This window comes from Chitiniphilus shinanonensis DSM 23277, from assembly GCF_000374805.1.
Taxonomy (GTDB): domain Bacteria; phylum Pseudomonadota; class Gammaproteobacteria; order Burkholderiales; family Chitinibacteraceae; genus Chitiniphilus; species Chitiniphilus shinanonensis.
On record NZ_KB895334.1, the window covers coordinates 182852 to 194479 of the forward strand.

Consider the following 11628-nt stretch of genomic DNA (forward strand, 5'->3'; position numbering starts at 1 on the left):
GAAGGCAGACCGGATTCATCCGGCGATGGGCAGTACAAGCCGCGCGGCAAGCGAGCGCGGCGCCGCCAGATAGCTTTTGCCGGCCGTGCTCAGCCCAGCTCGCGCCAGGTCAGCCACACCCGCAGTTCGAACTCCAGCTGGTGATAGTCCGGCAGCATGTGGCAGCACAGTTGGTAGAACGCCTTGTCGTGGTCCTTCACCTTGAGATGCGCCAGCTCGTGCACCACCAGCATTTCCAGCAGCGGCTCCGACGCCTCGCGCAGCAGGCTGGCGATGCGGATCTCGTTCTTGCGCTTGAGCCGGTTGCCCTGCACCCGGCTGGCGTAGGTGTTGGAGCCCAGCGTGCCGCCGATCAGGTCCAGCTGATTGTCGTACAGCACCTTGGCCGGTGCGGGCGCGTTCTTGAGGAAGCGCTGCTTGCGCGCCATCACGTAGTCGTACAGCGCGCGATCGGTCTGGACCTCGTGCGGGCCGGGGTGGCGCCGTCGCACCCAGTCGCCTAGCTCGCCGCGTTGCAGCAGCGTCTGGATCTGGTCGAGCAGGTGGGGTGGATAACCGGCGAGGTAGGGCAGCGACATGGGCGCGATTGTACTGCCGCACCAGAGCGAATCGACACCCGGGCGCGGCTGCGAAGGTCGATTCGCCCTAATGCCGGGTGGCGAGCAGGCGCGCCATGTAGCCGACGATGGCGGCGTTGAGCAGCATCAGCGCCAGCTCCAGCCAGCCGGGGTGTCGCCACAACCCGTACAGCTCCAGCGGCAGATAGATGCCGCCGCTCAGCGCGGCCAGCCATTCGGCCCAGCGCCGCCGTTGCCACAGGCCCCATGCCTCGGCAAACCGCAGCGCCGCATAGCCGGCCGCCAACGCCGCCAGGGCCCAGAGCCGGGCATTGGTCGCCTGCGCCGCCGCGTCGAGAAAGATGCGGGGATAGCGGCTGGCCGGGTTCAGGTGCAGGTGGCGCACCAGATGTTCAGCCAAGGCTTGGGCCTGCCAGTGGATCAGGGCCAGCAGCCCCCCGCCCGCCAGCAGCACCAGCGCGCCCTTGGCGGCCTCGAACAGCGCCACCCCGCGCAGGTAGGGATCAGACGAGCGCATAGGCGATCATCGCGCACACCAGCACCATGCAGCCCAGCGCCAGCAGGAACACCGCATCCACCGCGCGTCGCAGCGCCTTGAGGTGCCGGTCGGTCTTGAACGACCAGAACGACAGCACGCAGGCCAGCATGAACAGCACCGAGTCGGCGGCCAGGATGTCGTCGCCCAGCGTTTCCACATGGCTGTGGCTGGCCAGCAGCCGCAGCAGCCCGATCCCCGTCAGGCACACCCCCACCATGCCGGCGGAGATCGAGAACACCTGCATCGTCAGCGCCTGCTCGCGCTGTTCGTGTTGCTGTTCGCGTTGTTGGGGTGTCATTGCCGCTCCTGCGCCGTGCCGGTTCGATTCAAGTTATCGCATGAGTGCGGGCGTCGCAGCAGATGCTGGCCTGACCGGGAAGTGCCCCTTCAACCCGACCACCCGAACGCGCCACGTGCCGCAATGACTGCGAGCGAAGCGAGGCCCCCTCGCGGGGGCGAGGGCGGGGGGAGTGGAGTCGATCAAGGGGGGCCGGTGCTGGCGAATAGCTGTCGTGGAGCGCCCGGCTTTGCCGGGGGCTTGATGCCATTCCACTTTCAACTGCCCCGGATCTATCGGCCCCGACGTCCCAGCCATTGATCCAGCGCGCGGCCAAACGCCTGCTTGTCGGCGGTGGACAACGCGGCGGGGCCGCCGGTTTCCACGCCGCTGTCGCGCAGGCCCTGCATGAAGTCGCGCAGGTTCAGCCGCTCGCGGATGTTCTCCAGCGTCAGGTGCTCGCCGCGCGGGTCGAGCACCTGCGCGCCCTTGTCCACCACCTCGGCGGCCAGCGGCACGTCGGCGGTGATCACCAGATCGCCGGGGGCTGTGCGCGCGGCGATCTCGTTGTCGGCCACGTCGAAGCCGCGCGGCACCTGCAACGCGTGCAGCCACGGCGATGGCGGCACATGCAGCAACTGGTTGGCCACCAGCGTCACGTGGATGCGTGCCCGGTCGGCGGCGCGGAATAGGATCTCCTTGATCGGGCGCGGGCAGGCGTCGGCATCGACCCAGATCTGCGGCGGGCGGGTATCGGTGGGAGCGGGTTGGGTCATCGCGGCGGAGTTACCCTGGTCGGAAAGCGGGAGGTTCGTCAAAACCGGCCCATGTTAACGCGGCGCACGTCCCGCGAGAGCGAGGCCCCCTCGCGGCGGCGAGGGCGGGGGGAGTGGGGTTAAGTAGGAAGCGCCGGTGCCGGCATACCGGCAGTGCGTTGCACCCAGCGTTGCTGGGGGCTTGCCAACGGTGGCCAAGCCACACCGCAGGCATGGCCTTCCAAGGCGCGGCGGCGAGGGCGGGGGGAGTGGAATCGATCAAGGGGGGCCGGTGCTGGCGAACCGCCGCCGTTGAGCGCCCGGCTTGGCCGGGGGCTGGATGCTGGTTGCTTTTCAACTTGCGCGGGCCGGTCATCCAGGCCCCTACCGATAACGTTGCCCGGCCACCACCGCCAGCCCGGTGCCCACGCTGCCGTAGGCGTCGCCTTCCACCACGCGGGCGCCCACAAAGCGCGCGGCCAGCGCGGCGCGCAGGGCCGGCACGGCGGAGGCGCCGCCGGTGAAGAACAGCGTGTCGATGCGATCGGCGGTGAGGCCGGCCTGTTGCAACGCGCGGTCGGCGGCGGCGCCCACCGCGGCGATCTCGTCGGCGATGCTGGCGGCGAACGCGTCGCGCGCCACCGTCAGGCTGAGGTCGTCCTCCACCTCGGGCAGCGGCAGTGCGACCTGTGCCGCGTCGGACAACGCGATCTTGGTGTCCTCCACCCGCATCGCCAAGTGGTGAGCCGATTGGGCGCGGATCACCCGCAGCAGCCGTTCGAAGCGGCGCGGGTCGGTCACTTCCGGTGCCAGCTCCTGCAGGTTGCGCCAGCCGCGCCGCGCATAGGCGAAGTTGATGGTGTGCCAGGTGGCCAGCTGGAAGAACACGCTGTTGGGGAACGCCGCGCCGTTCTTCAGCGTGCTGCCCAGGCCCAGCTCGGGCATCACCGTGCTCAGCGACAGGCGCTTGTCGAAATCGGTCCCGCCGACGTGCACGCCGGCGGTGGCCAGCAGGTCGGCGCCGCGATCCTCGCGGCCGCGCCGTTGCGGCGACAGCCGCACCAGCGAAAAGTCGGAGGTGCCGCCACCGATGTCGATCACCAGCGTCAGTTCCTCGCCGGCGATGCGCTGCTCGTAATCGTGCGCGGCGGCGATCGGCTCGAACTGGAAGCTCACCTCGGCGAAGCCCAGGTCGCGCGCGATGCCGGCCAGGGTCTGCTCCGCCAGGCGGTCGGCGGCCTCGTCGTCGTCGACGAAACGCACCGGCCGGCCCAGCACCACCGCATCCAGCGAGTGACCGGCCTGCGCTTCGGCACGCCGCTTCACCTCGCCGATGAAGCAGCCGATCAGGTCGCGGAACGACAGCATGCGCCCGGCGACCTCGGTGCCGTGGTCCATCAGGCCGCTGCCGAGCAGGCTCTTCATGGCGCGCATCAGCCGGCCTTCGTAGCCGTCCAGGTATTCGCCCAGCGCGGCGCGGCCGAACGACAGCGATTCCTCGTCCAGGTTGAAGAACACCGCCGACGGCAACGTGACCTTGCCGTCCTCCAGCGCCAGCAGGCGCGGGCCGGTGGCGGTGTGCAGGGCCGCGGTGGAGTTGGAAGTGCCGAAATCGATGCCGCAAGCGTGGGTCATGGCGATAGCAAGGTGGGCCGGGGCCGGGAAAGGGGGGCGCGACGCTACGCCAGCGCGCGGCCGCAGTCAAATCGCCGCCTGCGGTATCCTGCGCACATCGCCCAGGCAGCGCATTGGATCATCGCATGGAAAACCGTCTCACCGAGCTGGAAATCAAGCTGGCGTTCCAGGACGACCTGCTCGACACCCTCAACCGCACCGTGGCGCGGCAGCAGCAGCAGATCGACACCCTGCAAAACCAGCTGCGCGCGCTGTACGACCTGGTGCAAGGCCTGGAGAGCGGCGCCGGCCGCCGTCCGCCCGCCGAGGAGATTCCGCCGCATTACTGACCGCGCGTCGCCAGCGGCGACCGACGGTGGGTGCGGGTGGCCGCCTGTCCCGTATGTCGTTGATTCCTACACGATTCCGGGCTGGTGGCCGATGCCGGGTGCTAAAGAGAACAGGAAGAATTCGCAGCGTGGAATGAGTGGGGGAACCCGCAATGCGCTCGACCTACCTGTTGTTTGTCCCGATCTCGCTGGCGGCCATGAGTGCGCTGGCGTTCAGCTTGTCCGCCGCGACGGACTGGCGCAGCCTGCGCCACGCCGAGCCGGTGATCGCCGCTGGCCAGCCGCCGGAAATCCTGCGCCCGAAGCTCGACCCCGACGCGCCGGTGCTGCTGCCCACTCCCGCGGTGCTGGCCACCGCGCCCGCCCAGCGCGACACGATCGAGCCGGCGCGCAGCGCCCAGGCCGAAGCCAAGCTGGTCGACGCGGACCAGCTGCTTGCCGAGGCGCCGCCCGCTGCCGGGCCGGACGAACCACTGGCCGACAGCGCGCCGCGGCAGGAAGGCACCGAAGCGGCGCCGGAACGCGAGCATGCCCGGGCTACCCAGGTGGCGGCGGTGCGCATCTACGAGTGCGCCGACGAGCGCGGCAGCGTGTTCCAGGATTACCCGTGCGGGCCCAAGGCGGACAAGAGCGAAGTGCTCAGCGATACCTGGCGGCAACGTTCCTGATACGGGTTGGCACCGGATGAGCCGTGCGTGACGGTAGTGCCGTTGCGCGCGGCAGCGGTTGGCCGGCGGCGAGGTGCAGGGGCGCTACCGCCGGCCAGCGTGGGCAAAGGAATCCGGTTGTGGCGCGATTCAGTGGCCCGATCCGTCTTGGCGCGCCGCCAGCCAGGCCAGCGCGCCCGCTCCGGCGGCGCGGCCGGTGGCGAAGCAGGCGGTGAGCAGGTAGCCGCCGGTGGGCGCTTCCCAATCGAGCATCTCGCCGGCGCAGAACACGCCGGGCAGGGCGCGCAGCATCCAGTGTTCGTCCACGGCGGAGAACGCCACGCCGCCGGCGCTGCTGATCGCCTCGTCGATCGGGCGCGGTGCTTTCAGGATCAGCGGCAGCGCCTTCAGCGCGCGCGCCAGCGCCGCCGGATCGTCCAGTACCGCCTTGGGCGTGCACTCGCGCAGCAGGCCGGCCTTGACCCCTTCCACCCCCAGCTTGCGCCGCAGGTGATTGGCCAGCGAATCGGCACCGCGCGGCGTGCGCAGCGCCGTTTCCACCTGGGTCAGCTCGCGTTGCGGCAACAGGTCCAGCTCGATGCGGGCGTGGCCGCTGCGTGCGATCTCATCGCGCAGTCGGGCGGAGAACGCATAGATCAGGCTGCCTTCGACGCCGCCCCCGGTGACGACGAATTCGCCCTGGCGCCGCTCGCTGCGACCGTCGCCGTCGGTGAAGCTCAGGCACACGCCCTTCAGCGGCGCACCGGCGAACTTGGCGGCGAAGAAGTCGCTCCAGCCGACATCGAAGCCGCAATTGCTCGGCTGGAACGACGCGGTGGCGACGCCGCGCGCGGCCAGCCATGGCAGCCAGGCGCCGTCCGAACCCAGTTTCTTCCAACTGGCGCCGCCCAGCGCCAGCAGCGTGGCGTCGGGGCGCCCGGCGATCTCTCCGCCGGGCGTGGCGAAGCGCAGCGCGCCGTCGTCGCCCCAGCCCAGCCAGCGATGGCGCGCATGCAGAGTGGCCCCGGCCTGCTTCAGTCGGTGCAGCCAGGCGCGCAGCAGTGGCGCGGCCTTCATCTCGCGCGGGAACACCCGGCCGGAGCTGCCGACGAAGGTTTCCACGCCCAGGCCGTGGATCCATTCGCGCAGCCGGGGCGGATCGAAGGCGCGGATCGCGGGCTCCAGCGCGGCGCGGCCGGCGCCATAGCGGTCCAGGAACGGTTCCAGCGCTTCGGAGTGGGTGATGTTCATGCCGCCGACCCCGGCCAGCAGGAACTTGCGGCCCAGCGACGGCATGGCGTCGTAGACGTCGACGCGGGCGCCGCCGGCCAGCAGCGTCTCGGCGGCCATCAACCCGGCCGGGCCGCCGCCGATCACCGCCACGCGTGGCGCGGTCACGCGGCCTCGCAGGCGCCGAAGCGCTGACGCAGCGCGTCCAGCCCCAGCGTGTCCAGCAGTTCGTTCAGCCGCGCCTGTGCCTTGGCGCGCGGCAGATCCTTGTATTCGGCGACGATCAGCTCGTTCTTCATCGAATGCTCCCAGCCCACCAGCTCGGTCACCGTCACCTGGTAGCCGTGCGCTTCCAGCTCCAGGCAGCGCAGCACGTTGGTGATCTGGGCGCCGAATTCGCGGGTGTGGATCGGATGGCGCCACAGCTCGGCCAGCGGCGATTTCAGCGCCTGCGCCTTGTGCTTCTTCAGCTCGGCGGCGACCTCGGCCTGACAGCACGGCACCAGCACGATATAGCGCGCGCGTTTTTCCAGTGCGAAGCGGATGGCGTCGTCGGTGGCGGTGTTGCAGGCGTGCAGCGCGGTGACGATATCGACCTGCGGCGGCAGGCAATCCGAGGTGATCGATTCGGCCACCGACAGGTTGTAAAAGCGCATGCCGGCGGCGAAGCCCAGCTTCTGCGCCAGCGCCATCGACGACTTCACCAGCTCGTCGCGCGTCTCGATGCCGTACAGCCGCCCCTGCGGCGCGCGATCCTTGAAGAACAGGTCGTAAAGGATGAAACCCAGGTAGCTCTTGCCGGCGCCGTGGTCGACCAGCGTGAGTTCGGCGTGATCGGCCACCAGTGTTTCCAGCAGCGGCTCGATGAAGTTGAACAGGTGGTACACCTGCTTGAGCTTGCGTCGGCTGTCCTGGTTGAGTTTGCCGTCGCGGGTGAGGATGTGCAGTTGCTTGAGCAGCTCGACCGATTGGCCGGGCCGGATGTCGTATTTGTCGGTCATGGCGATTCCTGGGCACGGGCGGCGGGGCCGCGCGGCGCGATGGCCGCCATTCTACCGTTCCCGCGCGGCGAGCCCCTGCCGGCGCGACGGTGGGCGGCCATCCTCACGCCATACTTACGTGTTGCTTTTCGATACAGACTGGGTGACTACCATTCCTTATCATCCGCCTCCATCCGATTTACACCGTTCCTCCAGGAGATACCCCATGAACTGTCGTTCCCTCGTCCTGGCGCTGTGCGCCACCCTGTGGCTGGCCCCGGCCGCCCATGCTCTCGACTTGGGCGGCATGCTCAAGGCGGGTTCGCAGGCGTTGCAGGCCGCCACGCTGAGCGATGCCGACGTGAAGAGCCTGGCCGACCAGGCCTGCGAGCAAAGCGATGCCAAATCGAAGATCGCCCCGGCCAAGGACAAGTACAGCAAGCGCATGGACAAGATCGCCAAGGCGCTGGGCACCGAGATCGACGGCCGCAAGGTGAACTACAAGGTGTACCTCACCTCGGACGTGAACGCCTGGGCCATGGCCAACGGCTGCATCCGCGTCTACAGCGGCCTGATGGATCTGATGGACGACGACGAAGTGATCGGCGTGATCGGCCACGAAATGGGCCACGTGGCATTGGGCCACACCAAGAAGGCGATGCAGACCGCCTACGCCGTCTCGGCCGCGCGCACCGCCGCCGGCTCCACCAACAACGGCACCGTCACCACGCTGGCCGGCTCGGAGCTGGGCGAGTTCACCGAGGCGCTGATCAATGCGCAGTTCTCGCAATCGCAGGAAAAGGACGCCGACAACTTCTCGTTCGACCTGCTCACCAAGAAGAAGCTGAAGCGCGAGGGCCTGGTGACCGCGTTCCAGAAGCTGGAAAAGCTGAGCGGTGGCCAGCACAGCATGCTCAGCTCGCACCCGGCGTCGGCCGATCGTGCCAAGAACATCGAGAACCGTCTGGCCACTGAAAAGTAAGCGGTATCCGGTACGGCAGCAGGGCGGCTTCGGCCGCCCTTTTTCATGCCGCGTCGCGGCGCCGGGTTTATCGGCGGCCTGCTCGTTTCCAGACGGCGACGTCGGTTCGAGCAGGGCAGCGAGGCCGTTTGATCCAGGCCAAAAACGTTACAAAATTACGGAAAATTCTGGTTGGGAGCCGAAATAAAACTACGATAAACTACGTAGCAATACTACATATCGTCCCCCCAGGAGTGAAATCATGTACTCGTTTTTCGCTTCCCTGTTCCACATGGTGCGCGGCAACCATCACCAGATCACGGTGAACGACCGCGTCAATCGCGTCGCCGGTTTCGACGGCCGCGAGCGCTACGACGGCCGCGTGCTGAAGGTGGTCGGCCACCGCGCCCGCGTCTGCTGGCCCGAAGGCCAGAAGACCGAGGAAGAACTCGACAGCCTGGTGCAGATCGTCGACTGATCCGACACCACGCCAGCCAAGCCGGGCTGCCAGCCCGGCTTTTTCGTGCCCGTCGCCGGCGCACGGACCGGCGGGATCGGGCCGGGGCCCCGGCAGCGGCCAAACGCCCCGCTACGGGATATCGCCATCTCCGGCACGGCGGGGCGGCGGGCTAAAGTGAAGCGTCGCTTCCGGAGCCCGCCATGCAACCCGCGCATCCCCGACCCTCGCCAGGCTTGCCGTCGTGCATCGATCTCTGCGCCCAGGCGCAGGAGCTGGCGCGCACCATCCTCGACGGTTTCGACCATCACTACCTGTTGTTCCGCGCCAGCAGCCAGGTGGCGCGCTCGCATTTCGAGGCCGGCGACGCGGTGGCGCAGAGCGAGGCGGTGCGCGACCGCATCGCCTTCTACGACACCCGCGTGGCCGAGACCACGGCGCGGCTGGTGCGCGAGCAGGGCGCGGAAGCACTGCCCGACGCGGTGTGGGCGCAGGCCAAGTCGGCCTATATCGGCCTGCTGGCCAACCACAAGCGGCCCGAACTGGCCGAGACCTTTTTCAACTCGGTGTGCTGCCGCATCCTGCACCGCACCTACTTTCACAACGACTTCATCTTCTACCGCCCCGCCGTCTCCACCGAATACCTGGAGACCGACGAGCGCCCCACCTACCGCAGCTACTACCCGCGTCCGGACAACCTCGCCGCCACCGTGGCGCGCATCATCGCCGACTTCGGCTGGAAGCTGCCGTTCGAGGATCTGCGGCGCGACGTGCGCCGGGTGCTGCGCGCGCTGCGCCGCCACCTGGGCCGCTGGCCGCGGCTGGCGTTCAACGCCCACATCGAGGTGTTGAGTTCGCCGTTCTATCGCGGCAAGACGGCCTACCTGATCGGCCGCGCGGTCAACGGCGACCACGAGATCCCGTTCGCGCTGCCGTTGTTCCGCAGCGATGCCGGCCAGCTGTACGTGGACGCCGCGCTGTTCGAGCAGCGCCATATCCGCCACCTGTTCTCGCTGTCGCGCGCCTACTTCCTGGTGGACATGGAAGTGCCATCGGCCTACGTGCGCTTCCTGCAACAGTTGATCCCGCAAAGCTCGCGCGCCGAGCTGTACACCATGCTGGGGCTGGGCAAGCAGGGCAAGACCATGTTCTACCGCGAGCTGTTCCATCACCTGCGCCACAGCGCCGACCGCTTCGTGTTCGCGCCCGGCATCAAGGGCATGGTGATGATCGTGTTCACGCTGCCGTCGTTCCCCTTCGTATTCAAGGTGATCAAGGACGTGATCCCGCCGCCCAAGGACGTCACCCGCCAGCTGGTGCGCGAGAAATACCTGATGGTGAAGCGCCACGACCGGGTGGGGCGCATGGCCGACTCGCTGGAGTTCTCCGACGTGGCATTGCCGCGCGAGCGCTTCGACCCCGCCGTGCTGGAAGACCTGCGCACCCTGGCGCCGTCGATGGTGGAAGAGGACGGCGACAGCGTGGTGATCCGCCACCTGTACATCGAGCGCCGCATGATGCCGCTGAACCTGCTGCTGGACAGCGCCGCGCCCGAGGTGATCGAGGACGTGGTGCGCGACTACGGCAACGCGCTGCGCGAGCTGGCCATCGCCAACATCTTCCCCGGCGACATGCTGTTCAAGAACTTCGGCATCACCCGCGCCGGCCGCGTGGTGTTTTACGACTACGACGAAATCGAATACATGACCGACTGCGACTTCCGCCGCATTCCGCCGCCACTGGCGCCGGAATACGAACTGTCGGGCGAGGCGTGGTACACCGGTCACAAGAACGAGGTCTACCCCGAGGAATTCGGCACCTTCCTGCTCACCCGCCCCGAAGTGCGCGACGCCTTCATGAAATACCACGCCGACCTGCTGCAACCGCAGTTCTGGCAACAGACCAAGGCCCGCATCCAGGCCGGCGTGGTCGAGGATTTCTACCCGTACCCGGCGGCGGTACGGTTCAGGCGATGAGCGGGGGGTAGTTCAAACCCCAAATCTTGAAACACAGAGGACACGGAGAACACGGAGTTCCACAGAGGAAGGCTTGAGCGGGAAAGCTGTTTTGTCCACGGTCGAAGCGTAGCGCCCCGCCTGAAAGAACACGTGCATGAACCGCCCTGCCTTACCTCGTTTTTCTCTGTGAATCTCCGTGTTCTCTGTGCCCTCTGTGTTTCAAGACGTGGGGTTTGGGGTTTGGGGTTCGAAGTTCGCCCCAGCCCTCTGCTAAGCTGCACGCCTCGTTCCGTTCCGCTCATTTGCCATGCGCGTCTTCCGCTGTCTGTTACTGACCTGTCTGTTGTTGCTCACCGCCTGCGCCACCGAAATGCGCCCCGGCGCCACCGCCGAGGCGCCGAAGCGGGTGGCGTTCCAGAAGGCGGGGCTCAGTCCCGAGAATGGCGGTTTACTGATCTCCGCCGACGCGCTGCAAGCCGGCGACATCCTGTTGTCCGCCTCCGACGGCATCACCTCCGCCGGCATCCGCATGTTCACCCTGGCGCCGGTCAGCCACGCCGCGCTCTACATCGGCGACGGGCAGGTGGCCGAGGCGGTGGGCGAGGGCGTGCGCCTGCGCAGCATCCCCGACGTGCTGGACGAAGAAGCCGTGGTGGTGGCGTTCCGCCGCGAGGGCCTGACCCCCGAGCAGACCGCGGCGATGCGCGCCTTCGCCGAAGCGCGGGTCGGCCAGCGTTACGACTACGTGGGCGTGTTGTTGCAGGCGCCGTTCTCGGTCGAGCGCCGCTTGTGCGAACTGCCGCTGGTGCCGTCGCTGGTGCGCGATGCCTGCCTGCGCGGCGTGGCGGCGATCCAGCTGGGCACGCCGGACAACGAGCGTTTCTTCTGCTCGCAGTTCGTGCTGGAAGCCTTCCGCGTGGCCGGCGCGCCGTTGCTCGACGCGCACCCGCGCTGGCTGAGTCCGGCGGACATCCTGCATATGCGGGAGGAGGATGTGTCGTCGTTGCGGGTGGAGCAGCCGCTGGTGTATCTGGGGCATTTGAAGTTTTTGGAGACGGTGCAGGATCCGCGGGTGGCGGCGAGGGAGTAGTTGTTGTTGGCGGATTGCCGACTGCGACTGCGACTGCGATTGCCACTTCAACTGCCACTTCAACGTCAACTGCAACACCTGAAACGCTGAGCGCCTGCGGCGCGGGTTGTTTGATGCCCTTCGCGACCGGGCGGGCCGGTTCATTTCTTTTGCTTCTCCAAAAGAAACGAACCAAAGAAAAGGAGCCCCGCGT

Annotated in this window: 13 protein-coding genes; 6 read left to right on the plus strand and 7 right to left on the minus strand. The window is 67.8% G+C overall.

From position 1 onward, the window contains the following. Nucleotides 1-89: 89 nt before the first annotated feature. From C556_RS0100895 to C556_RS0100915, 5 genes are all read right to left on the minus strand, one after another. Nucleotides 90-578 carry a M48 metallopeptidase family protein gene (locus C556_RS0100895; RefSeq protein ID WP_018746337.1) on the minus strand — a complete coding sequence of 163 codons (489 nt, stop codon included), beginning with the start codon at nucleotides 576-578 and terminating at the stop codon, nucleotides 90-92. 67 nt (nucleotides 579-645) lie between these two features. After that, a complete protein-coding gene (locus tag C556_RS0100900) occupies nucleotides 646-1095 on the minus strand; it encodes a DUF2127 domain-containing protein (RefSeq protein WP_018746338.1) in 450 nt (149 codons plus the stop codon). Beyond that, entirely contained in the window at nucleotides 1082-1414 is a 333-nt protein-coding gene (locus C556_RS0100905; RefSeq protein WP_018746339.1) for a hypothetical protein, read from the minus strand. Before C556_RS0100905 ends, C556_RS0100900 begins: the two co-directional genes overlap by 14 nt. Nucleotides 1415-1686: 272 nt before the next feature. Further along, complete coding sequence (locus C556_RS0100910) at nucleotides 1687-2169, minus strand: YaiI/YqxD family protein (RefSeq protein WP_018746340.1); 483 nt, start codon at nucleotides 2167-2169, stop codon at nucleotides 1687-1689. A 363-nt stretch (nucleotides 2170-2532) separates the two neighbouring features. Next, on the minus strand, nucleotides 2533-3783 hold the full coding sequence (locus tag C556_RS0100915) for an Hsp70 family protein (RefSeq protein ID WP_018746341.1): 1251 nt from the start codon (nucleotides 3781-3783) through the stop codon (nucleotides 2533-2535). A 125-nt stretch (nucleotides 3784-3908) separates the two neighbouring features. On the opposite strand from C556_RS0100915, the gene C556_RS0100920 reads away from it, so the two are divergent. After that, nucleotides 3909-4112, plus strand: coding sequence for a SlyX family protein (locus C556_RS0100920; RefSeq protein ID WP_018746342.1), 204 nt, complete (start codon nucleotides 3909-3911; stop codon nucleotides 4110-4112). A 152-nt stretch (nucleotides 4113-4264) separates the two neighbouring features. Continuing rightward, entirely contained in the window at nucleotides 4265-4780 is a 516-nt protein-coding gene (locus tag C556_RS0100925; protein WP_018746343.1) for a hypothetical protein, read from the plus strand. A gap of 129 nt (nucleotides 4781-4909) precedes the next feature. Here the strand turns inward: C556_RS0100925 and C556_RS0100930 are convergent, their stop codons facing one another. Together C556_RS0100930 and C556_RS0100935 are read right to left on the minus strand one after the other, a co-directional pair. After that, entirely contained in the window at nucleotides 4910-6157 is a 1248-nt protein-coding gene (locus C556_RS0100930; RefSeq protein WP_018746344.1) for a TIGR03862 family flavoprotein, read from the minus strand. Next, nucleotides 6154-6990, minus strand: a complete 837-nt coding sequence (locus tag C556_RS0100935) for a class I SAM-dependent methyltransferase (protein WP_018746345.1) — start codon at nucleotides 6988-6990, stop codon at nucleotides 6154-6156. Before C556_RS0100935 ends, C556_RS0100930 begins: the two co-directional genes overlap by 4 nt. 205 nt (nucleotides 6991-7195) lie before the next feature. Between C556_RS0100935 and loiP the strand changes: the two genes are divergently transcribed. From loiP to C556_RS0100955, 4 genes are all read left to right on the plus strand, one after another. Beyond that, the gene (gene loiP, locus C556_RS0100940; RefSeq protein ID WP_018746346.1) at nucleotides 7196-7951 is read left to right on the plus strand and encodes a metalloprotease LoiP; all 756 of its coding nucleotides are present in this window, start codon (nucleotides 7196-7198) and stop codon (nucleotides 7949-7951) included. A 241-nt stretch (nucleotides 7952-8192) separates the two neighbouring features. Then, the gene (locus tag C556_RS0100945; RefSeq protein WP_018746347.1) at nucleotides 8193-8408 is read left to right on the plus strand and encodes a hypothetical protein; all 216 of its coding nucleotides are present in this window, start codon (nucleotides 8193-8195) and stop codon (nucleotides 8406-8408) included. A 182-nt stretch (nucleotides 8409-8590) separates the two neighbouring features. Further along, entirely contained in the window at nucleotides 8591-10363 is a 1773-nt protein-coding gene (gene aceK, locus C556_RS0100950; RefSeq protein WP_085951134.1) for a bifunctional isocitrate dehydrogenase kinase/phosphatase, read from the plus strand. Nucleotides 10364-10652: 289 nt separating this feature from the next. Then, nucleotides 10653-11435: a YaeF family permuted papain-like enzyme gene (locus C556_RS0100955; RefSeq protein WP_018746349.1), complete on the plus strand. Its 783-nt coding sequence runs from the start codon at nucleotides 10653-10655 to the stop codon at nucleotides 11433-11435. Nucleotides 11436-11628: the final 193 nt, after the last annotated feature.